The organism is Pradoshia sp. Z4_20 (assembly GCF_058216035.1).
On the sequence record NZ_JBZAJD010000009.1, the window covers coordinates 86,940 to 113,576 of the forward strand.

At 37.5% G+C, this 26,637-nt stretch carries 22 protein-coding genes, 1 pseudogene and 1 other annotated feature; of the genes and pseudogenes, 17 read left to right on the forward strand and 6 right to left on the reverse strand.

Annotated features, from left to right (window positions below; all coding sequences use genetic code 11):
• Positions 1–19 precede the first annotated feature (19 nt).
• Positions 20–2,905, reverse strand: coding sequence for a transglycosylase domain-containing protein (locus tag AC4BHP_RS16600; RefSeq protein WP_490553439.1), 2,886 nt, complete (start codon positions 2,903–2,905; stop codon positions 20–22).
• A 151-nt stretch (positions 2,906–3,056) separates the two neighbouring features.
• Positions 3,057–3,287: a binding site (T-box leader), on the forward strand.
• A gap of 59 nt (positions 3,288–3,346) precedes the next feature.
• Between AC4BHP_RS16600 and tyrS the strand changes: the two genes are divergently transcribed.
• Positions 3,347–4,609 (forward strand): tyrosine--tRNA ligase, encoded by a 1,263-nt coding sequence (tyrS, locus tag AC4BHP_RS16605; protein WP_139892790.1) that lies wholly within the window; start codon positions 3,347–3,349, stop codon positions 4,607–4,609.
• A 126-nt stretch (positions 4,610–4,735) separates the two neighbouring features.
• On the opposite strand, the gene AC4BHP_RS16610 is transcribed toward tyrS, so the two are convergent.
• Both AC4BHP_RS16610 and rpsD read right to left on the reverse strand, forming a co-directional pair.
• On the reverse strand, positions 4,736–5,830 hold the full coding sequence (locus AC4BHP_RS16610; protein WP_490553441.1) for a CAP domain-containing protein: 1,095 nt from the start codon (positions 5,828–5,830) through the stop codon (positions 4,736–4,738).
• A gap of 768 nt (positions 5,831–6,598) precedes the next feature.
• Positions 6,599–7,201 (reverse strand): 30S ribosomal protein S4, encoded by a 603-nt coding sequence (gene rpsD, locus AC4BHP_RS16615; RefSeq protein ID WP_066109019.1) that lies wholly within the window; start codon positions 7,199–7,201, stop codon positions 6,599–6,601.
• A 418-nt stretch (positions 7,202–7,619) separates the two neighbouring features.
• Between rpsD and AC4BHP_RS16620 the strand changes: the two genes are divergently transcribed.
• Positions 7,620–9,491 (forward strand): sensor domain-containing diguanylate cyclase, encoded by a 1,872-nt coding sequence (locus AC4BHP_RS16620; protein WP_066109259.1) that lies wholly within the window; start codon positions 7,620–7,622, stop codon positions 9,489–9,491.
• Between the two features lie 42 nt (positions 9,492–9,533).
• Here the strand turns inward: AC4BHP_RS16620 and AC4BHP_RS16625 are convergent, their stop codons facing one another.
• A complete protein-coding gene (locus tag AC4BHP_RS16625; RefSeq protein ID WP_066109018.1) occupies positions 9,534–10,013 on the reverse strand; it encodes a GAF domain-containing protein in 480 nt (159 codons plus the stop codon).
• Positions 10,014–10,365: 352 nt separating this feature from the next.
• Here AC4BHP_RS16625 and refZ point away from each other — a divergent pair, with 352 nt between their 5' ends.
• Entirely contained in the window at positions 10,366–10,998 is a 633-nt protein-coding gene (refZ, locus tag AC4BHP_RS16630) for a forespore capture DNA-binding protein RefZ (protein ID WP_066109013.1), read from the forward strand.
• A 15-nt stretch (positions 10,999–11,013) separates the two neighbouring features.
• Here the strand turns inward: refZ and hisJ are convergent, their stop codons facing one another.
• A complete protein-coding gene (gene hisJ / locus AC4BHP_RS16635) occupies positions 11,014–11,826 on the reverse strand; it encodes a histidinol-phosphatase HisJ (RefSeq protein WP_139892792.1) in 813 nt (270 codons plus the stop codon).
• 195 nt (positions 11,827–12,021) lie between these two features.
• On the opposite strand from hisJ, the gene ezrA reads away from it, so the two are divergent.
• The 5 genes from ezrA to mbcS all read left to right on the forward strand — a co-directional run bounded on the left by ezrA (position 12,022) and on the right by mbcS (position 18,235).
• Positions 12,022–13,716, forward strand: a complete 1,695-nt coding sequence (ezrA, locus tag AC4BHP_RS16640) for a septation ring formation regulator EzrA (RefSeq protein WP_148631012.1) — start codon at positions 12,022–12,024, stop codon at positions 13,714–13,716.
• Positions 13,717–13,847: 131 nt separating this feature from the next.
• On the forward strand, positions 13,848–14,993 hold the full coding sequence (locus AC4BHP_RS16645; protein ID WP_066109005.1) for a cysteine desulfurase family protein: 1,146 nt from the start codon (positions 13,848–13,850) through the stop codon (positions 14,991–14,993).
• Positions 14,993–16,195: a tRNA uracil 4-sulfurtransferase ThiI gene (gene thiI, locus AC4BHP_RS16650; RefSeq protein WP_490553455.1), complete on the forward strand. Its 1,203-nt coding sequence runs from the start codon at positions 14,993–14,995 to the stop codon at positions 16,193–16,195. The genes AC4BHP_RS16645 and thiI overlap by 1 nt, the downstream gene beginning before the upstream one ends.
• Before the next feature lie 87 nt (positions 16,196–16,282).
• A complete protein-coding gene (locus AC4BHP_RS16655; RefSeq protein ID WP_066109002.1) occupies positions 16,283–16,483 on the forward strand; it encodes an alpha/beta-type small acid-soluble spore protein in 201 nt (66 codons plus the stop codon).
• A gap of 168 nt (positions 16,484–16,651) precedes the next feature.
• Positions 16,652–18,235, forward strand: coding sequence for an acyl-CoA synthetase MbcS (gene mbcS, locus AC4BHP_RS16660; RefSeq protein ID WP_066108997.1), 1,584 nt, complete (start codon positions 16,652–16,654; stop codon positions 18,233–18,235).
• Positions 18,236–18,310: 75 nt separating this feature from the next.
• Here mbcS and AC4BHP_RS16665 read toward each other — a convergent pair whose 3' ends face one another.
• Entirely contained in the window at positions 18,311–19,111 is an 801-nt protein-coding gene (locus tag AC4BHP_RS16665) for an NAD kinase (RefSeq protein ID WP_066108994.1), read from the reverse strand.
• A 131-nt stretch (positions 19,112–19,242) separates the two neighbouring features.
• Between AC4BHP_RS16665 and sppA the strand changes: the two genes are divergently transcribed.
• The 9 genes and pseudogenes from sppA to AC4BHP_RS16710 all read left to right on the forward strand — a co-directional run.
• On the forward strand, positions 19,243–20,244 hold the full coding sequence (gene sppA, locus AC4BHP_RS16670) for a signal peptide peptidase SppA (RefSeq protein ID WP_066108993.1): 1,002 nt from the start codon (positions 19,243–19,245) through the stop codon (positions 20,242–20,244).
• A 12-nt stretch (positions 20,245–20,256) separates the two neighbouring features.
• Entirely contained in the window at positions 20,257–20,742 is a 486-nt protein-coding gene (locus tag AC4BHP_RS16675) for an RDD family protein (protein ID WP_077248180.1), read from the forward strand.
• Between the two features lie 138 nt (positions 20,743–20,880).
• Positions 20,881–21,519, forward strand: coding sequence for a DUF2953 domain-containing protein (locus tag AC4BHP_RS16680; protein ID WP_139892795.1), 639 nt, complete (start codon positions 20,881–20,883; stop codon positions 21,517–21,519).
• Positions 21,520–21,564: 45 nt separating this feature from the next.
• The gene (ytfJ, locus tag AC4BHP_RS16685; protein WP_066108985.1) at positions 21,565–22,038 is read left to right on the forward strand and encodes a GerW family sporulation protein; all 474 of its coding nucleotides are present in this window, start codon (positions 21,565–21,567) and stop codon (positions 22,036–22,038) included.
• A 122-nt stretch (positions 22,039–22,160) separates the two neighbouring features.
• Positions 22,161–22,661, forward strand: a complete 501-nt coding sequence (tpx, locus tag AC4BHP_RS16690) for a thiol peroxidase (protein ID WP_490553448.1) — start codon at positions 22,161–22,163, stop codon at positions 22,659–22,661.
• Positions 22,662–22,826: 165 nt separating this feature from the next.
• Positions 22,827–23,813 carry a class I SAM-dependent methyltransferase gene (locus tag AC4BHP_RS16695; protein ID WP_139892796.1) on the forward strand — a complete coding sequence of 329 codons (987 nt, stop codon included), beginning with the start codon at positions 22,827–22,829 and terminating at the stop codon, positions 23,811–23,813.
• A 203-nt stretch (positions 23,814–24,016) separates the two neighbouring features.
• Positions 24,017–25,204: an acetate kinase gene (locus AC4BHP_RS16700; protein WP_066108974.1), complete on the forward strand. Its 1,188-nt coding sequence runs from the start codon at positions 24,017–24,019 to the stop codon at positions 25,202–25,204.
• 252 nt (positions 25,205–25,456) lie between these two features.
• Positions 25,457–26,290 (forward strand): EcsC family protein, encoded by an 834-nt coding sequence (locus tag AC4BHP_RS16705; RefSeq protein ID WP_066108971.1) that lies wholly within the window; start codon positions 25,457–25,459, stop codon positions 26,288–26,290.
• A gap of 179 nt (positions 26,291–26,469) precedes the next feature.
• A pseudogene (locus AC4BHP_RS16710) lies at positions 26,470–26,637 on the forward strand (IS1595 family transposase); the annotation flags it as partial.

Consider the following 26,637-nt stretch of genomic DNA (forward strand, 5'->3'; position numbering starts at 1 on the left):
ACCTGGAACAGCCTCTTTTTTATTCCTCTGTATTTTCATCATGCTCTTGTTCTTCGGCATGAACTGGTTTTTCATCTTCTTTTGGATCTTTCTTCTCTTCTTTTTTATCTTCTATGTCTTCTTTTTTATCTTCTGCCTTCTCTTTTTTTACTTCTTTAGGCTTAGGTTCCGGCTTAGGAGCTGGTTTATATTCGATAATAGAGGATGGAGCAGATTCATTACCAGCTATATCCACTGCAGTAATGTAGTACTTTCCATTTCCATCTGTTTTAAAGCTGAGTGTATTGTCAGCTTTGATACTGGCTACTTTAGCACCATTTCTATAAACACGATATCCAACTATGTCAGAGTCACCAGAAGATTTCCAGTTGATGACTTTCTCCTTTGAAGTAACTGCCGGTGCTCCAGGTACTTTCCCGTTATCATTCATTTTCGAAGCTCCGATAGCTGCCCCTTCAAATTCAGAGCCTTTTGGCGTAATAGATGATTTATCAATAAGGTATTTTGCTCCTGTAATGTTAGAAAAGTCGGCATTGATCACAAGACCGGTTTCTGTGAATTCCTCTGGAGTAGACCCCAGTGCCACATATTTCTTACCATTTATGAACACATATCTTTCGCTTGATGTTGCCAAATTGCCGTTCTCAGATGAAGGAAGATATTTGGCATTGAAATAATCGGATTTTGCGAGTCCTGCATCTATACATGATTTGGATGCCAGGGAACCGGTCAATGTGCAATAGGATCTGGATACAATTCCACCTGGCATTTGGTGTCGCTTCGAAGTCCCGACTAAGTTTGGTGCAACATCATAAGCTGAATTAATTAATTGTGCCCATAATGTTTGATTTCGCTGTGAATAACTCATTCCATATGTATCCACAGATGCATTTGAATCATATCCCATCCAAACTCCAAATGTGACATTTGGATTGGTCGCGACCATCCAGGCATCATGAAAGTTCTGGCTAGTGCCGGTTTTGCCGGCCCAGTCGGCTGAAAACTTCAATTTACTGTTTAAACCTGCTGCTGTTCCAGAGGTGATGACATCCCTCATCATATCAATTGTTAAATAAGCTGTTTGTGGACTGAATACATCCGTCTTCGCTTTTTTATGTTGGTAAATGGTCTTTCCATTAGAATCTACTATTTTTTCGATCATATAGCTATCTACGAATTGTCCACCATTTGCAAATGTTGCATAGGCATTCGTATTCTCTTCTACGGTTACGCCTCTGGCTAATGCACCCAAAGACGTGGAAAGGTTTGTATAATCTTGCTTTTCTAAAGAGGTGAAGCCCATTTTTTCAAGATATTTTACTGGGTTGCGATTTATAATTTCCGCATATTGAACCGCTGCCGGTATATTATAGGATCTCTTTAATGCTTCACGTGCAGAGGTTATACCGGTAATTCCGCCGCCAGCATAGTTTCCTGGACTCCAACCGCGAATGTTCACAGGTGCATTGACCAAAGTTTTGCCTGGATAGGAAACTCCGTACTCCATTGCTGGTGCATATACAAGTAGTGGCTTCATTGTTGAACCATTTGAACGTACAGCTGATGTAGCATGATTAAGCTGCTCCCGTTTAAAATCACGGCCTCCAACGAAGCTGAGTATTTTTCCGGTAGAGTTTTCAATTAGCATGGCGCCAACTTCAATTGGTTCATTCTCTATATAGGTTTCTCCTGTATCCGGATTCTTTTTCTCCACCTGGCGGGTACCCTGATAATAAGGGTAATTTTTAGTGACTTTTTGCATATTGTCATACATTTTTTTGTTTATGGTTGTATGAATTTGATAGCCATTTTGTCGGATGGCCTGATCAGCCAGAGTATAGTATTGCTTATATAGGTCATCGTCTTTTTCTAAATCCTTGCTTGAAAGCCCATCGTTCTTTGCCAATATTGGCATCATGATTTCAATTGCTCTTTTTTCTACTTCATATGTTAAGTATGGATACTTTTCAGTAGGATATGTTTGTTTCTTTGCAAGGTCTTTCTTAATATCATATTTTAATGCTTTGTCATATTCTTCCTTTGTAATGGCATCGTTGGTATACATTCTTTTAAGAACTGTTTTCATACGATTGATACCTGGGGAAAGGTCCTCCTTCACTTCACCGGATTGTGTAAATGGTGTATAAAGGTATGGATTCTTTGGTAATCCCGCAATAAAGGCAGCCTGTGGCAGAGTTAAATCTTTGGCATCTACCCCGAAAATGCCATCCGCTGCAGCCTGGACACCGGCAATATTACGGCCGGAGGAATTTCTGCCAAACGGTGAGACATTCAGATAAGCTTCTAAAATCTCATCTTTTTTCATGAATTTTTCAAGGCGTAATGCCAGCAGGATTTCCTTCGCCTTACGATCAAAGGAAACCTCATTCGTTAAGATTTGTTGTTTTATTAATTGTTGTGTCAGTGTGCTTCCTCCTGATTGGACAGAAGAATTTGTCACTTCCTGAAGTAAAGCTCGAATGATGGCTTTTGGTACAACACCCTTATGCTCATAAAAATAGGAATCTTCTGTGGAAATTAATGCTGTCTTAACGTAATCCGAAACATTTTCCAGTTTCACTGCTTTACGTTCAAGATCAGAACGCATTTTCCCCATATATACATTGCTTGCAAAATAAATCTCAGATGTTTCTTCATAACTGGACACACTTGATTTAAGCTGTTCCTTGCTCCTGATTGGTTCGTCTTTTACCATAGATGCAAAGTAACCAGCTCCAACTCCGCCAGCAAATGCCATCCCGATGACAGATACAATTAAGAAGATTAATAGATTATTCCAGATAACCTGATAGGAAATACGTGCTCTTCGCTGTACAACGGGTTTGTTTACAAAGTCCCACAATGGCGCAAGCCTTTCTTTAAGTTTTATAAAAATATCTTTCATTCATTCACTCCCCCAACAAATCACATACATTATAGCATAAGCAAGTGTTTCAGGTAGGTATAGTTTCTCTATATTAGCGAAACAATACAATTATTGGGTTTGACAAACAGTTTGTTATTATGGTAAAAAAAAGCATAACCAATATTATATATTTGATGCGATAACAGGATTTCAGTAGTTAGTTCGCCAATGTTTAAGAGAGCCGGTGGGTGGTGTAAACCGGTACAAGCGAAATGATGAATTACCTCCTCGAGCAGCATTCGGGAATGCTTTATGTAAAGCTGTGTAGCGAATGCCGGAACCTTTCCGTTAAAAGGATAAGCGGCGAGACAGTTATATGTTTCGCAAGTTGGGTGGTACCGCGATAGTAATCGTCCCTTCATTTAGATGAAGGGGCGTTTTTTATTTTAATCTAATCTAAATAGTAAGAGGTGGAGAAGGATGAATATTTTAGATGATTTACGTTTTAGAGGTCTCGTGAATCAATTTACAGATGAAGAGGGATTGGAAAAATTATTACAGGAAGAAAGCGTGAAACTATATGCTGGCTTCGATCCCACTGCCGATAGCTTGCATATTGGCCACTTGTTACCTATTTTAATCCTGAAACGATTCCAGTTAGCAGGACATCAGCCAATCCCATTAGTCGGCGGAGCGACAGGTATGATAGGAGACCCAAGTGGTAAAAAAGCTGAGCGGACGTTAAATACAGAGGATGTTGTTCACCAATGGACTGCACGTATTAAAGATCAGCTTTCCCGTTTCCTCGACTTCGAAACTGGTGAGAATAAAGCAATCATGGCTAATAACTATGACTGGATTGGCAACATGAACTTAATTACGTTCCTTCGGGATATTGGGAAACATTTTGGACTCAACTACATGCTTGCTAAAGATTCTGTACAATCCCGTATTGAGTCTGGTATCTCGTTTACTGAATTCAGTTACATGATCATGCAATCTCTTGATTTCCTGAAGTTATACGAAACTCAAGGCTGCCGTTTACAAATCGGCGGAAGTGATCAATGGGGAAATATTACCGCAGGTCTGGAATTAATTCGTAAAACGAAGGAAGATGCAAAAGCCTTTGGTTTAACGGTTCCATTAGTTACAAAATCAGATGGAACTAAGTTTGGTAAAACAGAAGGCGGAGCGGTATGGTTAGATCGTGAAAAAACGTCTCCATATGAGTTCTACCAGTTCTGGATTAATACAGATGACCGTGATGTTATTAAATACATTAAATACTTTACATTCTTAAGCAAAGAAGAAATCGAAGCGCTTGAGAAAGAGGTTGCTGAAGCTCCGGAAAAACGGGCAGCTCAGAAGGCGCTTGCTGAGGAAGTAACGAAACTTGTTCATGGTAAAGAAGCTTTACAACAAGCAATCAATATTTCTAAAGCTTTATTCAGCGGTGATATTAAGCAATTATCTGTAGAAGAAATTCGCCAGGGCTTCAAGGATGTACCAAGCTTTGAAGTGGGCAGCAATGAGGAACTGCTCTTGGTAGATTTACTAGTAAATGCAAAAATTTCTCCTTCTAAACGTCAGGCGCGTGAGGATATCACAAATGGTGCGATCTACATCAACGGTGAAAGAGTCACAGACCTCGCTCATACGATGACAGAGGATGATAAGCTAGAAGGACAATTCACGGTAATTCGCCGCGGTAAAAAGAAATACACGCTTATTAAGTACGCATGATAGAAAGAAGAAAGGGCTGTCTCGGTTAGGCAGCCCTTTTAATGTATAGTAAGATATTTTTCTTATTGTGCTTTATTATAAATGGTTGAAAGAAATAAAATTGAAATGAATATTAAGTATTTTTACTTACTGTTTTAAAAATAATTGTGTCCAATAATGTTTCCATGAACCACCTTCGGCATACCCAATTCCGATATGGGTATAACGTGCATCGAGAATATTCGCTTTGTGCCCTGGGCTATTCATCCAACTGTTCACTACAGATGCAGGAGTAATTTGTCCAGCTGCAATATTTTCACCAAGCATCGTGAAAGAAATATTGGATTTTTTTACCATTTCTCCCGGAGACCCGTATGTGGGGCTTGTATGATTGAAATAATTGTTATCACGCATATCTTTTGATTTAACTTCGGCAACTTTCGAAAGACTATTTAAATTTTTCAAAGGTGCTATATTTACTTTTGCGCGTTCTTGGTTAACCAATCGAAGAACCTCGGTTGCATAATTAGATGCTTTAGTTTCTTTAGTACCTACTTTAATAAATTGATTCACTGCTTTTTTTGTTACTTTAGACGATATTTTTTTTGTGCTAATTAGCTTTCCATTTTTAAACGTTTTCTTGTATATGATCGTTTGATTTCCGTTGCTTCCTTTTTGGACGACTTTCGTAGTGCCTTTTGCTAAAGTATTGTCATTTTGTTTAATTGTTTTATATTTTATTGCTGCTTTTGAAGTTGTTGTAACTGTCTTCGAATCTTTCACTTTAGATTTTAAAATCCATCCCGTTTTTCCACCGTACTTTGCTTTGGCATATTTATCGGAAGTAGTTGAATAAACAATTATTGTTGCCTCTTTGTTAATCGTTTTCAGCGTGCCGGAGTTATTTTTTGCTAGCTTTTTCAGGGTTGTTTTTTCAGTAGTGTACATTGTTTTATTTGTTACGGGAGCCTTGGATGTTAAATAATTTATTGATACCCATCCATTTTTTTTGTTAACTTTGACATATCCCCAGTTACCGCTCTTTTTAGTTACAATCAATTTTGTATTTTTCTTTACGGCCGTAATAATTTTTGACGATGATGATGCTTTCTCCCTCACATTTAAATTGTCTGCAGTTACGTACATCGTTTTGGAAGCAGCCTCAACCTGATTACTATTCGTTAAAAATAGTACAGTAAAACTTAAGAAAACAGTTAAAATTCCAGCAATATATTTTTTCATCTTAGTTGTTGGTATTCCTCATTAAAATTAAGAAGCCAACAAATTCCCCTCCTCTTTGTTAGTAATAATTTACACAATTCACTATATTATCACAATTTTTGATTAGTTTGTTAATGAAATATTAAATAAACTATTATATTTTTTCTGATTTTTATTTTTTTCATTTTTCATTTTCTCGCCTACTACAATATGTATAGATTGGTATAAGTATCAGTTACTCTAATAGTTGGGATAGTCTTGAAATGAAGGAGGTAACAAACCGTTATTCTACTGTACTGTCTAATAAGTGAATGATAAATTTGATCCACAATATAGTTCTTTTATAATACATCTGAAGAGGTGACTAATTTCTATTTGTAGATAAAGTTAGAGGGGATTTAATTTCCGATTTTTAGTGAGTTTGATGCTGGCTTTTACTTTAGGTGATTGAAAAGTATTCCAAAAGAAATTGATTTAATAGATATGTCCACAGCTATGTTAAGTACACCAAAACAGATCTTGTTAGGATGAAAAACCTAAGATCCGTTTTTGGTTTGGAGTCCCGTTTAATGGTGTTTACAGATGATGTCATGGTAAATTTTTAAGGTATTGCCTGGTCTTCGTTTTTCCAAAAACAAAGAGAGAATTAAGTGTCATTTGCTTCATAATTCCTATAAATAATATTTCGAGTCTGATTATAAGTTTAGTAATTATATTTTCTACACAAATAAAAACCCTGGAAACAAGGTTTCCAGGGTTTTTGAATACGCTATTTACAAAGCGTATTAATTAACGAGAGTAGAACTCAACGATAAGAGCTTCGTTAATTTCAGCTGGTAATTCAGAACGCTCAGGTAAGCGAGTGAATGTACCTTCTAACTTGTCAGCATCGAAAGTTAGGTAGTCAGGTACGAAGTTGTTTACTTCCATAGCTTCCTTGATGATATCAAGGTTACGGGATTTTTCACGTACTCCGATTACTTGACCAGGAGCTAAACGGTAAGATGGGATGTCAACGCGACGTCCATCAACCAAGATGTGTCCGTGGTTTACAAGCTGACGAGCTTGACGACGAGTACGAGCTAAACCTAAACGGTAAACAATGTTATCAAGGCGAGAATCAAGAAGAATCATGAAGTTTTCACCTTGTTTACCAGGCATTTTAGCAGCACGATCGAACATTGTGCGGAATTGACGTTCGTTCACACCGTACATGTGACGAAGTTTTTGTTTTTCTTGCAATTGCAAACCGTATTCGGAAAGCTTTTTGCGTTGGTTAGGACCGTGTTGTCCTGGTGCGTAAGGACGCTTTTCTAATTCTTTACCTGTACCGCTTAGGGAAATTCCTAAACGACGGGATAGTTTCCAGCTTGGACCTGTATAACGAGCCATAAGAAGACTCCTCCTTGAATGTTTTTATTTTTGTAAAATAAAAACTGATGTTTACAAACATTACTGCCATTTCATTTTCATGTACCTTCGCCCTAGCAGCAGCGGGTTACAAGATACACCTCATGGTAGAGGAATGAAATGAACGAATAAAGATGTGAACATAAGCTGCGATATTTTACACAAAGAATATTGTATAATTTATTGTTACATAAGTCAAGGGATTCTCTTAAATGGAATCGTTACAATATGATGCTTCCTTCACAGGTTTAAATAAAAAATGTAATTATATTGAAAGAAAGTAATGATTATTTTAGCATATATTGGTAAAATGCAGGTATAAAGTATTATTTTTTTTAAAATCAATCTAAATTTATAAAAAATACGAAATAAAATATGACAACAGGTGTTGATTAATGTGATGGTAGATAATCAATTAAATCTGAGCTGGGAAACAAATTTAAAAAGTCTATTTGTTGAATGTATGATTAAAGATGATAATGAACTCTTTTTAGATAGATTTACAGATAAAATGGTCGACTTCTTATTGGAATTATTAAGGGTGGATGAGATTGCCTGTTATTATAATGATCCTTGGAAACAAAAGCTCTATCTGGAAAAAGCGGCTTCGAAAACAGAACTCCAAAATCAGTTTGCTAGCACCATTTCACTTGATGCTTTACTAAACTCCTCAATGAAAGATTTATGTACGGAAGCCTGTGTATCATTAACTGATACATTATACCCCTTGGGAATTCCTTTATATCATGAAGGAGAATTACTGGGACTATTTGTAGTTCTTTCTGAAAATAAAGAGTTGAAAAATGATAATAGAATTGATTTATCTGAATTGAGGACAGTGATAGGAGAATTACTGCACAAGGCAATTGCAATTTCAGAACGAAAAAAGGAAGAGAAACGATATAAACTATTGCAACGGATTACGACAGAGTTTCATTCCTCTATGAATATGCATTCCGTTTTGGCGGAGGTAATAGAAACCCTGCGTGAAGTATATCCGTCCTTTGTTTACTATTTGCTAATGTCTCAGGATAGCGATAACACATTAAATCTTCCAATTAAAAGTTTGGAAATGGATGGGGAAAATTTATCTGCCATGCAGGCATATGTTTCCGGTCGTGTTCAATTTGAGGATTCAATGGAAGTGAAAAATTCTGTGTTGTATGCGCCTTTATTAGGCAAGCAGGGTGTTTATGGGGTTTTACAAGTTATTGCACCTGAAGCAGTCATATTTCCTGATACGGAAATCGAATTCATCTCTCTCCTCGCGAATACGGCAGGCGGGGCACTGGAGAATGCCCAATTATATGAACAATCCAAACGCTTAATTGCGGATTTACGTCTGATTAATGAAACATCGCATCGTCTAAATTCTACCTTGAGGCTTAGTGAAACAGTTAGTTATATGAAGCAACAAATAAATAAATCATTCCTCGCAGACGAAGTAGGCTTTTTTATGATTAGGAATGGACAGACAAAACTTGTCCCGGGAAGTTCACCTTTTTTCACTGAAGAGACATCTAAACACTACATCCAATATGTCAAAGGCAGCTTAGAGCAGGATCGGGAGGCTTTATATATTGGGGATATGGATTCGGATAAAGTCGGGCAGGATGGCCCTTATAAATCCCTTATGGCTTTCCCTATGATACATAGTGGAAAGATGGATGGTTTTTGTATTGTTCTTCATCGAGTACCGTATCATTTTACATTTGATATGTTTAAATTAATGCAGTCTCTTATTCATCATTCTTCGATGGCATTTGTGAACTCAATATTAAGAGAAGAGCTTGAAAAGATGGTCATAACTGATTATTTAACAGGTCTATATTCGAGAAATTATCTTGAAGGAAGAATGCTTGAACTGATAAATTCTGAAACTGAGGGAACGTTTATATTAATAGATATAGATAATTTCAAGCTGACAAATGATACATATGGGCACCAAAAGGGAGACGAGGTCCTTATTCAGGTAGCTGATTTAATTAAAAATAGTATTAGAGACACCGATATAGGTACAAGGTGGGGCGGGGAAGAACTGGCTATTTTCCTTCCAAAGGCACCGATAGAGGCTGGTAAAGCAGTTGCGGAAAGACTTGTTGAAAAAGTAAGAAAAGAAACAAATCCTCCGGTTACCATTTCTTGCGGTGTATCGTATTGGGAATCCAATCAGAAAAATAACAATACGATTAAAAACCTTTTCAAGCGGGCAGATGATGCCCTGTATACAGCTAAGCGATCAGGTAAAAATCAGATGATTGTATCCTGTTAATACAAAAGGGCTAAGCTCATTTTTGGCTTAGCCTTTTGTTTTTTAAATTGATTGGACAAGTATATCAACAAATTGTTTTAATCCATGTTCATCTTCTTTGTCAAAACGATTCTTTGATGGACTGTCTATATCAAGTACACCAATCAGACGGCCATCCTTCAGAATCGGCAAAACGATTTCTGATTGAGTGGCAGCATCACAGGCGATGTGTCCAGGGAATTGATGTACGTCCATTACCCTGATTATTTCTCTTTTTTCTGCCGCTGTTCCGCATACTCCCTTGCCTAAAGGAATTCGAATGCAGGCTGGGAGACCTTGAAATGGTCCAAGTATCAGTTGCTCCTCTTCATATAGGTAGAATCCTACCCAGTTCACGTCGTCCAAAAATTGATTTAAAAGGGCAGAAGCATTGCTCAAATTGGCAATTAAATTTGTTTCACCATCTATTAGGGCTTCCAGCTGTTTGCTAACCATTTGATAGTTTTCTGGTTTCGTTTTTTTATATTTTCCGACTTGAAACATCATCATTCTCCTTTCATTGTTACCCTCAATAGAGAATAACCTCTAACCATAGTCAGTACTGTCTTTTTTGTCGAGAAGTTATAGAAGGATAAGTCTCTAAAAAGAAGAACTACTTCATGTATAAGAGAAAATCCATGTGAACGCACAGCTTATGCTAGAACGGCTTTTATTCCTTTCAAATTAGCACGAAGACTTCACTTCTATTACGGTTCTGTGTAGGTCTTAGCGCAATATCCCCGATTGGTTCAACGAATACTCGGTGTTGGATGAAAGAACTCCCCGCCGAGCAAGGTTTCACTTTGTCATCTGACATTCCTAGAGAATGTTAATCATAAAGGGGGAAGATAAATTTATGGATAAACTATCGAATAAAAAAGATGATATTTTTGAAGCTGCTGTCTATTTATTCTATATGAAAGGTTATTCAGCAACTTCAATCAGAGATATCGCTGGCCGTGCCGGAGGTAATTCAGCAAATATAGCTTATCACTTTCAGCATAAGCAAGGTCTCCTTGAATATTGTTTTACAGATTTCTTCGAAGGCTATATAAGCGGTATTGAAAATATCGCTGAACAACTCCCACTCATTGGTCCGAAAGAATGTGTCTTAAAGTATACCAAATTTTGCTTGCATTATTACAGAGAAAAGTTCCTATTAACACGTCTTGTATTAAGAGAAATATCAGTAGACTCAAGCCTGAACAGAGAAATCTATACAACCTATTTATCGAAAGAAAAATTTTATATTAATTTATTCCTTGATGCTGGTATGGATTGCGGTGAATTAAAAAAGATTAATCCATCTATGTTTGTCATGAAGCTAAAAGCATTACTGAATGAACCCTTTATTCAGGCCCAATACTTCAGTGAGGTTTGGCAATTATTTACGAACGAATTGTATTTTATAAACAAGTATCAGTTAGAGATTGAACGATTTCTTAATGACTGCTTATTTGAGGAGCGTGTTTGCCCTGTCCCCATCTGACTGGATGCTAAGCGATTATTCGTTTGTTAAGATTTTTGTTTTTAGTACATCTAATCCTCTTCCAAGATCTTCCGGATGATGAGCATCAGATCCATAACAGAGAGGGATCCCCATTTTTATGGCTGCCTGAATAAAGGGGATGGGAGGGTACGTCTCACCGCACAAGGGTTTAAAAAGGCCGGCCGTGTTTAAATCCAGTTCATACCCACGTTCTTTTATTAATGAAAGTATTGGTAGTAAATAGGATTCTAATGGGGCATTGCTTGGATACTTTTTCTGGAATTTTGTAATTAGAGAAATATGGCCTACCCGTTTGGGCTTAAATGTCCCCAAATCACTTATAATCGATTTTTGAAGGGTATGGTAATAAGCCTTATATAGTTGATCAACAGATTGGTATTGTTCTATCATATGACCGAATTCTGTTTCACTATAATCCAGGCAATACCAGTCGTTTTGATTCTTTAAAAAGTGAACCGACAGAATCGAGTCATCCAAATAAGGGCCAATTTCATTCAGGAATTCTGTTGTTTCCTGTTCCCAGCCATCTATATAATCCACTTCCAAACCAATATTAATAGCAACCTTCGCCTTATACTTCTCTTTACAACGCCTTATTTCCTCTATATATGTGAATAACTGATCCATTTGTATGGAACTATCCCGTGTTGGAGCCGGATCAATAAACCCTTTTGGTAAAGGAGCGTGTTCGGTAAAGGTGATTTCTTCGTACCCCAGCGCTATCGCTTTTTCAATATAAGCAAAAACGGGTTCATCTGTTCCGTGCGGACAATATGGGGTATGTACATGTCCGTCCTTAAATTTCATCGAGAAAGCCTCCTTTTCGACAAATATTTTAAATAAAATATATTTTCTGGACATTAAAAGAGGGCATTGAATAATTTTTTGTAGAAAAAGTAGATTTTATTAGTTAAAAATACTTTATACCATGTTATCATTAAATCATTGATATTGAACTTATTTATATATATTATCTGTCTCGTTTTGAATAGGAGGCTTCATATGGAGTATGTAATAGGGATATTGGTGATTATCTTTATTGCCTTTATTATTGGAATATTGGCAAGGAAGAAACACTACAAAGAAATAGATAGACTTGCAGAGAAAAAAATTGACATCATGAACAGGCCGATAGCAGAAGAATTAGCCAGGGTAAAAAGTTTGAATATGACTGGTCAAACAGAGAGAATGTTTGAAAGATGGCGTAACGAATGGGATACAATCCAAACGGATCGCCTTGCCGATGTTGAGACCCTGCTGTTTGATGCAGAAGAATATGCTGACAAGTACCGATTTAATAAATCAGTGCAGGTTCAAAAGAAGATTGAGCATATTATTGAAGAAATCGAAATTACACTTTCAGCGATGCTGCATGAATTAAATGAATTGGTGGGCAGCGAGGAGCAAAATAAAAAATTAGTTGAAGAGCTTTTATTAGCTTATCGTGAACAGAAGAAACGTTTATTGGCACACCGTCATTCATTTGGTGAAGCTGCGGGTAAATTGGAAGAGGAATTTGATAAGCTTGCTCTGGATTTTGACACATTCAATAACCAAACAGAATCAGGTGATTACTTAGAGGCTAGAGAGCAAGTACTGGGCATCCAGGCTAAATTGCAAAACCTGAAAGAAAAATTGGATTTGATTCCTGATTTAATTGGGCATTGCCAAATACATATACCGGGACTTTTGCATGAACTTAAAATGGGATATGCGGAAATGTGTGAGCAAGGATATCCGTTAAGTCATATGTTTTTTGAAAATGAAATTGAAAAAATGGAAGAAAATCTAGAAAAATATAAGGAATATATTGTTGACATAAACACCGAAGAAGCTGCAAAAGGAATCGAGGAATTAAACGAATCCATTCAATCCTATTATGATTTGTTGGAAAAAGAGGTTGTGGCACGTCAGTATGTTTTATCAGTTAAGGATTTGTATCAGCAAAAGCTAGATAAATCAATTGATCAGCTTGAGAGACTAGATGAAGAGACAGAATTGGTGAAACAAATCTATCAAATGCCGGAGAAGGAACTTGATGCACGTTCTAATCTTGATAAAACACTGATTACATTGAAATCAAAATGGGAAATGCTTAAAGAGAAAATATACGAAAGAGAGACAGCTTATACGGTATTAAAAGAGGACATCGTTGAGCTTGAATCCAAATTGGATGAACTGAAAGACTTACAAAAAGAATTTGAAGAGAAATTAAATACTCTGCGTAAGGATGAATTGGAATCAAGAGAAACGATAAGGAAGTTGCATCAAAGCATGACGGAATCCTTACGAATCATCAAAGGAAGCAATTTACCTGGTCTTCCAACTTCTTATGAATTAATGGTTATACAAGCAAAAGAAAGCATTGAAGAAGTAAAAGAGAAATTGGAAGAAAAACCATTGAATATGAATGCAGTCATGCACCATCTGGATATTGCAAGTGTTGCGGTTAGTCGTGTTCAGGAGGCTACTGTTGAATTGACTGAACAAGTAATGATGGCCGAGAAGGTTATTCAATACGGCAATCGATATAGAAGCAAATTCCCTTCAGTTGCTATTGCCCTGACCGAAGCAGAAAAGCAATTCCGCAATTATCAATACCAAGATGCTTTAGAGCATGCAGCTGAGGCAATTGAAAAAGTTGAACCGGGTTCGTTAAAAAAAATCCAAGAGTATCTTGAACATAGCAATGTATAGACCAGTCTGGACTTACCAGTCTGGTTTTTTTCTTTGTTCAATCCAGCATAAGATAGAGGCATAAGAGAAAATTACTTTATAAACAGGACAGGATATGCTACATTTTCTTATTGATAGGAAGGGGAAAAAGCATGATTTATTTAGATAATAGCGCGACAACAAAACCCTATAAGGAAGTGATTGATTCCTTCGCAAAGGTTACTGCCGATTTCTGGGGGAATCCATCCTCTTTACATGGCTTCGGAGGGAAGTCAGAAAAACTGTTAGCACAGGCTAGAGAACAGGTCGCGGGTCTTCTGGGAGTAAAGGCTACAGAGATTATCTTTACTTCAGGAGGGTCTGAAAGCAATAATCTGGCCATAAAAGGAATAGCAGAAAATTATCGAAACAGAGGGAAGCATATTATTACCACCTCAATCGAGCATCCTTCCGTAAAAAGACCGTTTGAACAGTTAAAGGAACTTGGCTATGACGTAACCTACTTGCCTGTTAATCAAGATGGCAGAGTTGAAATTGAGCAAGTTAAGGAAGCAATCCGAGAAGATACAATATTGGTGTCAGTTATGCATGTTAATAACGAAGTGGGAACTGTACAACCAATTTATGAAATAGGACATTTTTTGAAGAGTTATCCTAAAATACATTTTCATGTAGATGGGGTTCAGGGCTTTGGTAAAGTCGAACTCTCTTTACGTGATGCTCATATCGATTTATATTCTTTATCAGGACATAAATTCCATGGATTAAAAGGCACCGGAATTCTATTTGCCAGAGAGGGAATTACACTTTCACCGTTAATTGCCGGGGGGAACCAAGAAAGAGGCATGCGCAGTGGGACGGAAAGCTTGGCTGGGGCCGTATCTTTGGCAAAAGCAATGAGATTGGCAATCGAAAAGAGCAGGGACGGCAGTAGAAGAATGAACGAGTACCGTACTCTGATACTTCAAGAGCTATCCAAAATGGAGAATGTTGTCATCAATTCACCTATAGAACATGCAGCTCCACATATTATTAATTTTTCAATTCCGGGACTTAAATCAGAGACATTCGTTCATACTTTGGGTGAGTTTGGAATCTATGTCTCAACAAACAGTGCTTGTTCATCAAAGAAAAAAACGGTTAGCCAAACACTTCTCGCTATGGGAAAAAATGAGCAAATAGCCGGCAGTTCCATACGAATAAGCTTAGATTATGATCATTCGAAGGAAGAAATAGAGCAGGCACTTAAGGAAATTGAAAGAGCAATCCAAATGTTAAGTGAGGTAAGAAAGAAATGATAAGATTTGATCATATCGTAATCCGCTATGGTGAGATTACATTGAAGAAAAGGAATCGTAAAGGCTTTATTGTTCAATTACGTAAAAATATAAAAAAAGCATTGTCAGATTATCCGGAGGTTCGTATTGAGGCGCAGCACGAGAGAATGTATGTTCACTTACAAGGTGCAGATTACAAGCCGATTATGGATATTCTCAAAAAAATATATGGCATTTCTTCGATAAGTCCGGCTTTAAAGGTTGATAAAGAAATCTCAGCCATTCAGGAATCAGCTTTGTTTTATATAAATCATCTAACAACAAAAATTCGTACGTTTAAAATTGATGCTAAGCGTGCTGATAAAACCTATCCCTATTCAACATATGATTTAAATGGCTTGGTAGGGGGATATTGCTTGCAGCATGTAGACGGTTTAACGGTCGATGTTCACAATCCAGATTTGAAATTGAGAGTCGAAGTACGCCAGGATGCTACTTATATTACGGGTGAAAAAATTATTGGAGCTGGCGGATTGCCAATAGGAAGCAGCGGCTCAGCAATGCTCATGCTTTCTGGAGGGATTGATAGCCCGGTTGCGGGATATTTAACGATGAAAAGGGGAGTAGAGATTGAATGTGTACATTTCTACAGTCCTCCCTTCACAAGCGAACGCTCGAAACAAAAGGTAATTGATTTAGCGAATAAGCTGGCAGAAGTCAATGGACGTATGGTACTGCATGTTGTGCCATTTACCGAAATTCAAAAATTGATTCAAAAGCAAATACCTGATAACTACACAATGACAACCACACGCAGATTGATGCTGCGAATTACTGATGCAATCAGAGAAAAACAAAATGCGCTCGCGATTGTGACTGGTGAAAGTTTAGGCCAAGTAGCCAGCCAGACGATGGAAAGCATGTTTACAATTAATGAGGTTACAAATACACCAATTCTGAGGCCGCTTATAGCAATGGATAAAACAGATATTATTGAAATTGCAGAGAAAATTGATACTCATGAGATATCCATACGTCCTTTTGAGGATTGCTGTACGGTGTTTACACCAGCTAATCCCAAAACTAAGCCAAAAAGAGAAAAAGTCGGTCATTATGAGAGCTATGTCGATTTTGAACCTTTAATTAAAGAGGCATTGGATAAAACAGAAATGTTAGTTTTCACAGGTAAGGAGAAAGAATCGGAAACAGAGGATTTATTCTAAATTTATTTGTGAACAATTACCATTTTAAATCCGGAATGAAGATATGTGTTTTTACACACTCTATTATCACAAGGAGGTGAAAAACACATGTCAAATAACTCAAACAATCTTTTGGTACCAGGAGTTGAACAAGCTCTTGACCAAATGAAATATGAAATCGCTTCTGAGTTCGGTGTACAACTTGGAGCAGAAACAACTTCTCGTGCTAACGGTTCTGTTGGAGGAGAGATTACTAAGCGTCTTGTTCAAATGGCTGAACAACAATTGGGTGGAGGATTCTCCAGATAATTAAATAACATGGCTACAAGAAAGCGGATTTTTAGTCCGCTTTCTTTTTTTTGTATGTTGAAAGCCATTGTAAGAGCCAATCTTTTTCCACTCTCTTAATCCATTATTTGTAAAACAATGTATAATAGAGTTTGATTAACATTATTTGTTTTAAGGGAGGAGAAGGATATGAATCAACAGAACCTGATCGCACCAGAACAATATAATCTAGTCAGCGAGGTAGAAAATAACAGTAAGAACGAAACCAAAATCGCTTTGATTTGGGAAAATGAATACGGGGAAACACAAAAAATTACGTATGGAGAATTGATTAAAAGGGTGAATAGAGTTGGCAATATTTTGTTAGAGGAAGGGTTGAGGGAGGGGGATAAAATTCTCGTCATGATTCCTCGCTTTATTGAAGCGTATGTGATTTACTTAGCTGCTTTAAAAATAGGTACAGTGGTCATACCATGTTCTGAAATGCTTCGAGAAAAAGATCTTGTTTATCGAAGCAAGCATGCAGAAGCAAAAGCGGTAATTGTTCATAAGCCTCATACCTCTTTATTTACAGAAATTATATCGGAGGATTCACTGAAATCATTTGTTATAAATGGAAATGAAGATGGGTGGATTCAACTGGATGAACGAATGAAAGACGCTTCAGAAGAGTTACAAATGGTGAAAACCATGGGAGATGATATGGCCTTTTTATCCTATACTTCAGGTACAACAGGGCAACCAAAGGGAGTTGTCCACACTCATAGCTGGGCCTATGCACATCTCAGAACAGCTGCCTCAAACTGGTTATCAATAGGTGAAGATGATGTTGTATGGGCTACAGCCGGACCTGGATGGCAAAAGTGGATTTGGAGTCCCTTTTTATCTGTTCTTGGATCGGGAGCTACTGGGTTTGTATATCACGGAAAGTTTGAAGCAGAGAAATATTTAAAATTAATTGATCAGCATTCAATTACTGTTTTATGCTGTACCCCTACGGAATATCGATTGATGGCGAAGGTAGACAGCCTCGATCAATATAGCCTGGGAAGCCTACATAGTGCCGTTTCAGCAGGTGAGCCGCTTAATAGAGAAGTGATCGATACGTTTCAAAACTATTTCGGGGTCACCGTTCGTGATGGATACGGGCAAACAGAAAATACCCTTCTGGTCGGTATCATGAAGGGGATGGATGTGAAGCCGGGTTCCATGGGGAAACCAACCCCTGGAAATAACGTAGAAATTATTAATGAGGAGGGGCAGATTTGCCAACCTGGCGAAGTAGGCGATATAGCTGTCCACATTAAAACTCCCGCGTTGTTTAAAAATTACTATAAGGATCCGGAACGGACAGCAATGCAGTTTAGAGGCGATTTTTATATTACAGGAGATAAAGCTAAAAAAGATGAGGACGGGTATTTTTGGTTTGAAGGACGCGGTGACGATATTATTATCAGTTCGGGTTATACCATTGGGCCATTTGAAGTGGAGGATGCACTTGTTAAACATCCATATGTGAAGGAGTGCGCTGTAGTAGGGAGTCCGGATGAGGTAAGAGGGCAAATCGTAAAAGCGTTCGTAGTCTTACAAGATAGCGTTGATGTCAATGATCCTCAATTGGTGCAAACCTTGCAGAACCATGTTAAAGAGCTTACAGCCCCATATAAATATCCAAGAAAAATTACTTTTGTGGAAGATTTGCCGAAAACAATCAGCGGCAAAATAATGCGTGTCGAATTAAGAAATAAGGAGAAAGAAGTATATAAGGCGTAAACAAAATCCTCTTTCGTCAAAAAAAGATGATTCCGACCAGCGGAATCATCTTTTTTGTTTCCTTCGTATGAAAATTTAAAGGAATGTCCTGTGGACTTTTTCCCAAAAAGAATTATTACGTAACTTTACCGTCTTGATATATCTTCCGCTCAGTTTAATATCCAATCGTTCGGTAAGATGAATACTCATCGCTTCATTATCCATCCCGATAATCGGGTAATCGTTTTCATTATCTAATACTTGAAGAGAAAGAGTACGATCTGGAGCCAAAATAAATGAAGCACCAAGCGTACGATAATGATTATTATTCATCGATGCTATTTCGCTCACCTGCATACAGTCAAGCAAAGGGTCTACAACTGCACCGTTGACCGATTTGTTGTAGGCAGTACTTCCAGTAGGTGTAGAAATTATCATCCCATCCCCACGGAATGTTTCAAATAATATGTCATCAATGTGAACATCGATAGCCATTGTTTTAATTAAAGCAGAACGGAATGTGCATTCATTTAAGCAATCAAAACTTATTTGGTTATCAACCGTTACTTCAATTGTAGGATATTTTCTTACTTCAATGACGGGCTTTGTGACTGCTTCCACCATATTTTCCGTATCATTTATGTAGAAATCACAATACATATTTAATTGCTTGTTTAATGAAATGCCTGCATACAGGCAATCCTCTCTGAAGCCTGTCTTACGTACTGCCTGAAGAAATGTTCCGTCATCTCCTACACTAACGATAATATTAGCATCTTTATGTTCATCTACAAGTTCGAATCCGTAGTTGCTTGCATTATCCTTTAATTTATTGACCTGATCCACCATTTCTTGACCTTGCTTGTAATAAAAAAAGATATTTCTGCGTTCCCCCATTTTGTTCCCTCCTTGTAGGTTAGTATTGGTACTCCTGATTATAGGTTTACCAAAATAAGGTGCTATAATAATTCTATCATGAATAATAAGAACATTAAAACTACTTAAAGCGTGATTGGGGGACAATTTGTATGAGTAAAAAAAGATGGTTGGCACTTGGAATAGCAGCGGTGATATTTTTTGTATCCGTTCTTATGAATGCTATCTCAACATTTTCAAGTGAAGAGTCTGCTATGACAAATTTGTTTGAGGATACATTATTTGAGGAGGATATCATTGAAGAAGGGGATGTGAACAGTCAAATTGTTGTCATGGATGTAGAAGGAGTCATTCAGGACACAGGTGAGGAAGAAAGTTATTTTACGGCTGAAGCCTATAATCACCGATCCTTTATGGAAAGATTGAATGCCATTAAGGACAATGATACGGTCAAAGGAATTATTTTACGCGTCAACAGCCCAGGTGGCGGTGTCGTAGAAAGTGCGGAAATACATAATAAGTTAATGCAAATTAAAAAGGAAACAAAGAAACCAATATATGTATCAATGGGTTCACAGGCTGCATCTGGAGGTTATTATATTTCAACACCGGCCGACAAGATATTTGCCAGTCCGGAAACAATGACAGGGTCACTCGGAGTCATTATGCAAAGCTATAACTTTGAAGGGTTAGCTGAAAAGTATGGAATCGACATGGTCACTATTAAAAGCGGTAAATTTAAGGATCTTATGAATCCATTTAGAGAAGTGACAGAGGATGAAAAGGAAATTCTTCAATCGATGGTTACCAGCTCCTATGATCAATTCGTGAAGGTCATTGCGGAAGGGCGCAGTATGCCTGAGGATGAAGTAAGAAAAATTGCTGATGGGCGTATCTACGATGGCCGTCAAGCAAAGGAGATTAATTTAATTGATGAGCTTGGTTATTTAGAGGATGTAATTGCCGATATGAAAAAAAGTGAAAATCTAAAAGGTGCACAAGTGGTTCGTTTAGTTGGATCAGATAGCCTAAGCTCATTATTTTCGATGAAAATGCAGCAATGGGCAGGCGTGAATGATGAGGTAAGCACGATCAAAAGCCTAATGACTGAAAATCAATCGCCACGGATGATGTATCTATATTCTGCGAATTAAGGAGGGTGGAAAATGGAAGATTATCAAGAAGAACTGACTTTAGACGAACAGATACAGCCTCCTGACTCTATTCCAAACCATCTGCGTGCAGGATTTTGGATGAGATTCTGGGCTTATCTCATCGATCTTATAGTAATTGGCAGCATAAGTCGATTATTTATCAATCCGATATTCAGACTGTTTGATATTTCTATGGATAATACGGGTATCTTCTCAGCTTATACCATAGTTGATTCGATAGTATTTTTCGGGTATTTCATTCTTACTTCCAAATTTTTAGCCCAATCTCTAGGAAAAATGATTATGGGTCTTAGAGTGGTATCATTGGATGGAACGCCTTTGGATTGGAAAACAGTAATTTTTAGAGAATGGATTGGCCGATATATCTCCGCTGTACTTATGCTCGGTTATATCGTTATTGCATTTAATCCAAAGAAACAGGGCTTTCATGATATGTTCAGTGATACAGTTGTTGTGTTGGAAGAGCGCGGTAAATAAATACAGGTTATAAAGGACTCCTTCTGTTAGAAGGGGTCTTTTTGCTATCTCGACGTTAAAAAAGTCAATGAGAAGTTTAGATTCAGTTATGATTGACCATACTGTTTGTTTGATGACGTACTCGGGAGGATATAAACGATGAAGCTTTTATTACTGATTTGTATAGTTGTGCTAATCCTTATATCCGTCTTTTTGCTTTCGAAAGTAACGATACATATTGAATATCATCACACTCAGGAAAAGAATAAGGCAATTATAAAGATTCAATTATGGAGAGGCCTTATCCACTATTCTAAAGTAGTACAGCTGTCTGACGAAAAATATCAGCCTTCTTCTTATCGAGAAAGTACTTATCGACAACAAAATCAATCAAACCAAAGTGAATCCTCTGCTGATGAATCTTTATCTATGGATGGTGTTCAAGCTGCCTTTCAGAATCTGAAGGAAATGCTTTCACAATTTAGAAGTTATCAAGAAACTGTAAAAAAATTCACCTCTAAAATACAAATGACAGATTTGCAAATGGAAATTCATTACGGTACAGGTGAAGCATCAACAACAGCAGTGGCAACCGGAGCATTATGGGGGTTAACTGGCGGAGCTATTGGTATCATCAGTCAGTATTTTTCATTAATGATACCTCCTAAAATCGATATTATCCCATATTTCTCAGTCAAGAAACCATTTGAAACGAAAATCGAATGCATAGCCCGTGTCCGAATGGCAAAAACTATAGTTGCAGGATGGAAGCTAGCGCGTTTAATGCTAAGGGAATAGGAAATGAAAATTTGAAATAAGCAAAACTATGCAGGAGGTTATAAAATGTCCAATCATCCAATTGAAGGTCTTATGAATTCAGCAATGGAAAACTTAAAAAGTATGATTGATGTTAATACGATTATTGGTGATCCCGTAGAAACTCCTGATGGCAGTGTGATAATGACTGTGTCAAAGGTTGGATTTGGCTATGCAGCTGGAGGCAGTGACTATCAAATTAGCCGAGGAGGAAGCCAGGGTACTGGCGAGGAGAAGCGTCATCCATTCGGTGGAGGAGCTGCAGGTGGTGTTTCAATCACACCGATTGCGTTTCTAATTGTTAATGCTCATGGTGTAAAAATGCTTCATCTTAATGAGAGTACACATCTAATCGAAAAAATTCTTGATTCAGCTCCGATTGCTATGGATAAGGTAGAATCAATGATTTCGAAGGTAGGGAAAAACAATAAAAAAAATAACTCTAATTCTCAGGATGCTTCAGATTCCTCTTCCAATGAATCAGGGAATAGCTTTATGTGATTGTTAGTAAAGTTTTATCATAACCACATTCCATGCGAATGTGGTTATTTTTTTACAAAGAGTATGTATATCTCTATACTTAAGAATGTAGAGAATATATCGGAATATAAGGAGGAATTGGTGTGGCAACAGTAACATTTAAAGGTAATCCGGTTACATTGATTGGTAAGGAAGTAAAAGTAGGTGACACTGCACCTGATTTTACAGTGTTGGCTAATGATTTATCCCCAGTAACATTGAAAGATACAGATGGAAAAGTAAGAATTATTAGTGTCGTACCTTCTTTGGATACAGGCGTTTGTGATACTCAAACAAGAAAATTCAATGAAGAGGCAGCAAAAGCAGGGGATGTTGTTGTAATGACAGTAAGTATGGATCTTCCTTTTGCTCAAAAACGCTGGTGTGCAGCAGCAAGTTTAGAAAACGTCATAACGGTTTCTGATCACCGAGACGCTTCTTTTGGAGAGGCTTACGGAGTACTAATGAAAGAATTACGTTTATTGGCACGTGCTGTTTTTGTAGTTGACAGCAATAATAAAGTGACATATGTGGAATATGTACCGGAAGGCACTACGCATCCGCAATATGAAGCAGCGCTTGAAGCAGCAAAAGCTGCAAAGTAAAAAGCTCTATATAAAGTTTCTGCCCCTTAAAGTTAGACAGGCTTTTCTAACGTTTAAGGGGCGTTTTTAATGAACGTATTTTTTTTGAATGATTAGACTTGTCCTTTATGAAACGTAATACTACAATGGGGAAAGTAAAATGCACAAAAGCTGGAGGAACTTAAAATGATCACAACAAATGTTGAATCTATATACGAATTGATAACATCTACTGCAACTATAATACAGGACGAACTAGGGATTACAGAGTTGGAAGCCATCGCTGAAACAGGAGAAAATTGGTTCCATAATGCCGTGCTTCAGGAAGAATTGAGTGAACTGGCAGTCAAACGTTTGAAAAACAGCTATCAGGATAAACCTTTGGAGCAGTTTAGTAAAGAAGATATCCGTAAAGGTTGGCAATTGGCAGTATTGAAATCCAGCAGATCTAATGTTCAGGCAAATCATCAAATGACTCCGGATGCCTTGGGATTTCTATTTGCTTATCTGCTCGAAAAATTCACCAAAAATCAAGATACGTTAACGATTACTGATTTGGCAGTCGGAACAGGTAACCTTCTGTTTTCTATTTTAAATTCACTGGATAAAAAGGAGCTAGATGCTACAGGTGTTGAGGTCGATGAAACTTTAATTCGACTCGCCTATTGTGGAGCTAATCTCATCGGCCATCCTATCCAATTTTTACATCAGGATAGCCTGCAGCCGTTGTTTATTAACCCTGCAGATGCAGTAGTTTGTGATTTACCGGTAGGCTATTATCCAAACGATCAGAGAGCGGCCGATTTTAAAGTGAAATCTGAAAATGGTATGTCATATGCCCATCATTTATTAATTGAACAAAGCTTCACGTATTCAAAAGAAGGGGCATATCTATTTTTCCTGATTCCTAATGATCTTTTCAACACAGTTGAAGCAAAGGCTCTTCATCAATTTATTAACGAAGAGGGATATATTCAGGGGATGATTCAGCTGCCTGAAAGTTTATTCCAATCGAAGCAATCGGCTAAAAGTATTCTTATCCTGCAGAAAAAAGGGAAAGATATAAAAGCACCAAAGCAGGTTTTGCTCGTCAATATGCCGAAGCTATCTGACAGGGCAGCTACAGCTTCCATGTTAAGTAAAATTGATGCATGGATAGAAGAAGAAAAGTAAAAGAAAGTTTTATTACCGTTATATAAATTTTTTGACAAGTTAGAATTGTTTAAATAAAATAATATTATTGTGAAAACGGTAACAAAGTAATTTCGGCTTGCGAGAACGCTTGTTCAATGTTTTAATTGGAATCGAGAACATATAAAATAAGCAGTTACCGTGTAACATCGATGCTATTCATAAATGTAAGGAGCAGAGAATATATGTCAAAAATAATCGCGATTAATGCTGGGAGTTCCTCTTTGAAATTTCAATTATTTGAGATGCCTGAGGAAACTGTAATCACTAAAGGGATTGTAGAAAGAATCGGACTTCAAGACTCCATTTTTACAATTACAGTAAATGGAGAAAAGAAAACGATGGTTACAGAAATACCTGACCATTCCGTTGCTGTAAAGCTTTTGCTTGAAAAGCTTACTGAATATAAAATCATCAATTCCCTTGAAGAAATTGAAGGAATTGGACACAGAATCGTACATGGCGGAGAAATCTTTAAGGATTCTGCTGTTATTACGGATGAAGTATTGGAGCAAATTGAAGACTTGGCTGAATTAGCGCCGCTTCACAATCGTGCGAACGCAACTGGTATCAGAGCTTTTCGTGAAGTATTGCCAAACGTACCAGCGGTTGCTGTTTTCGATACAGCATTCCACCAAACAATGCCTGAAAGCTCTTATCTGTACAGCTTGCCATACGACTATTATAAAGAATACGGAATCCGTAAATATGGTTTCCACGGAACTTCTCATAAATATGTATCTGAGCGTGCAGCTGAGCTATTAAAACGTCCTCTTGAGCAATTGCGTTTAATCTCCTGCCACTTAGGTAATGGAGCAAGTATTACCGCAATTGAAGGCGGAAAATCTATCGATACAACTATGGGATTCACTCCATTGGAAGGTTTAACAATGGGAACAAGATCCGGAAGCTTAGACCCTGCCTTAATCCCATTCTTAATGGCTAAAACAGGTAAAACAGCTGATGATGTAATCAATATTCTTAATAAAAAATCCGGTATGCTTGGTGTTTCCGGTTTCTCCAGCGACTTACGTGATATTGAACAAGCGGCTGAAGAAGGTAACGAGCGCGCTGAATTGGCTATCTCTAAATTTGCTGATGGTATTCACAAATATATTGGATCCTACGCAGCGAAAATGAACGGGGTAGATGCAATTATCTTCACAGCTGGTATTGGTGAAAATAGTTCTGAAATCCGTGCGCGTGTATTAAAAGGTTTAGAATTCATGGGCGTATATTGGGATCCAGCTTTAAACAATGTACGTGGAAAAGAGCAATTTGTGAACCATCCATATTCACCAGTTAAAGTTATCATTATCCCAACTGATGAAGAAGTAATGATTGCCCGTGATGTGGTACGTTTAACACATTAATAACTTGCATAATTTTAGTTTAATGATAAAAGGAATTCGGACTAGAGCTTTATAGCTCCTAGTCTGAATTCCTTTTTTGTGTTTAGTGCTATTAAATTCACTCAGGAGTATTCAAATGGATGATGTTATCTTACGTTATTCTTATATCTGTTCATTCATAGGACTTCTGTACAGCTATTTTCGAGAATATAGGAATTGGTACGATATGTGATATACTTTTTGTATCAGACCATTTAAAGAGGTGATCATTATATGGCGTTGACGAAACGGGATCAGGAAATTTGGATGGAAATAAAAGAGTGGGAAGCGGAGATGAAGGCAAGTGAGCCAACCGATTTTGAAACATATTATGATCGGTGGATAGAGAATATGTTCACGCTGTTGCCGGAGAGTACACAACAGGAGTTTTTCTCGAAAATGGATAATTGGTTATTTCACCTGCACTCCATGATTCATGAGTCTCAATTCCAACTTGATGCAAGGAATCGTATACTTACAAATGCCCGCGTTTTTGATGAAAATATATCAACACTAAAAGACTTAAAAGAGCTTTCCATTGATCAGTTGGCCTATATCGCTGAACAGCAAGTGGCCAGACATCGGATGTATTCTCTCGTTCAGGGAGGTATTTCGGCTGTAAATGGAGGGGTGGCTTTAGCAGCGGATTTGCCGGCTCAAATGGTGATCAATTTAAGGAGTATTCAGCTGATTGGAATTTCATATGGTTTTGAAATGAACACCCCATATGAAATTATGCTTTCACTAAAGGTATTCCATGCTGGTACAATGCCAGAACGTATGCAAAAGTATTTCTGGGAGACCTTAATGGAGGATTTGGATCATTCACCTTCTTATTTCTATGAAGGGGAAGATGAGTTGAGCAATGTTTTTTGGTTTGATCAGCCTATTAAACAAATGATGAAGGTGATGGCTATATATTTCTTTAGGAAAAAGGTATTTAAGGGAATACCAATTCTAAGCATGGCTATCGGTTCAGGTGCTAATTATCGTCTAACAAAAAAAGTTACGGATTTTGCAGATAAATTTTATAAATATCGTTACTTAAGTGAAAAAGAGAACCTTTGATAGATGTATCAACCGTGTGTAGCTACATATAGGGAGTAAGCTCTCGAATGGATATGGTTGTAACTGATATAGGTCTTCAGCAGATTTCAACTGATTTATTTAGGCTGTTTTCGTATAGATTGTTGCTTTCTTGCCCATACTTTTAAAGGTTATAATGGGGTTTAGGGAGGCGTTCGGATATGTGGACAGATGTGTATGAAGACTTCAGCGAATTAACTAAATCAGAGCAAATGGCGTTGTTTAACGCTATGAAGCAGGACTTGTTTCCAGATGAACCAGATAAAATTACGAGACTACTTAAAAGCATTCGTGAAGCCCGATTTGCGTCTGGTTTGGGTTGTGTTCAT

Bases quoted from the DNA above. Each gene is read 5' to 3' on its own strand.
- AC4BHP_RS16600 (WP_490553439.1), bottom strand. From the start codon at position 2,905: ATGAAAGATATTTTTATAAAACTTAAAGAAAGGCTTGCGCCATTGTGG.
- tyrS (WP_139892790.1), top strand. From the start codon at position 3,347: ATGAATATTTTAGATGATTTACGTTTTAGAGGTCTCGTGAATCAATTT.
- AC4BHP_RS16610 (WP_490553441.1), bottom strand. From the start codon at position 5,830: ATGAAAAAATATATTGCTGGAATTTTAACTGTTTTCTTAAGTTTTACT.
- rpsD (WP_066109019.1), bottom strand. From the start codon at position 7,201: ATGGCTCGTTATACAGGTCCAAGCTGGAAACTATCCCGTCGTTTAGGA.
- AC4BHP_RS16620 (WP_066109259.1), top strand. From the start codon at position 7,620: ATGGTAGATAATCAATTAAATCTGAGCTGGGAAACAAATTTAAAAAGT.
- AC4BHP_RS16625 (WP_066109018.1), bottom strand. From the start codon at position 10,013: ATGTTTCAAGTCGGAAAATATAAAAAAACGAAACCAGAAAACTATCAA.
- refZ (WP_066109013.1), top strand. From the start codon at position 10,366: ATGGATAAACTATCGAATAAAAAAGATGATATTTTTGAAGCTGCTGTC.
- hisJ (WP_139892792.1), bottom strand. From the start codon at position 11,826: ATGAAATTTAAGGACGGACATGTACATACCCCATATTGTCCGCACGGA.
- ezrA (WP_148631012.1), top strand. From the start codon at position 12,022: ATGGAGTATGTAATAGGGATATTGGTGATTATCTTTATTGCCTTTATT.
- AC4BHP_RS16645 (WP_066109005.1), top strand. From the start codon at position 13,848: ATGATTTATTTAGATAATAGCGCGACAACAAAACCCTATAAGGAAGTG.
- AC4BHP_RS16655 (WP_066109002.1), top strand. From the start codon at position 16,283: ATGTCAAATAACTCAAACAATCTTTTGGTACCAGGAGTTGAACAAGCT.
- mbcS (WP_066108997.1), top strand. From the start codon at position 16,652: ATGAATCAACAGAACCTGATCGCACCAGAACAATATAATCTAGTCAGC.
- AC4BHP_RS16665 (WP_066108994.1), bottom strand. From the start codon at position 19,111: ATGGGGGAACGCAGAAATATCTTTTTTTATTACAAGCAAGGTCAAGAA.
- sppA (WP_066108993.1), top strand. From the start codon at position 19,243: ATGAGTAAAAAAAGATGGTTGGCACTTGGAATAGCAGCGGTGATATTT.
- AC4BHP_RS16675 (WP_077248180.1), top strand. From the start codon at position 20,257: ATGGAAGATTATCAAGAAGAACTGACTTTAGACGAACAGATACAGCCT.
- AC4BHP_RS16680 (WP_139892795.1), top strand. From the start codon at position 20,881: ATGAAGCTTTTATTACTGATTTGTATAGTTGTGCTAATCCTTATATCC.
- ytfJ (WP_066108985.1), top strand. From the start codon at position 21,565: ATGTCCAATCATCCAATTGAAGGTCTTATGAATTCAGCAATGGAAAAC.
- AC4BHP_RS16695 (WP_139892796.1), top strand. From the start codon at position 22,827: ATGATCACAACAAATGTTGAATCTATATACGAATTGATAACATCTACT.
- AC4BHP_RS16700 (WP_066108974.1), top strand. From the start codon at position 24,017: ATGTCAAAAATAATCGCGATTAATGCTGGGAGTTCCTCTTTGAAATTT.
- AC4BHP_RS16705 (WP_066108971.1), top strand. From the start codon at position 25,457: ATGGCGTTGACGAAACGGGATCAGGAAATTTGGATGGAAATAAAAGAG.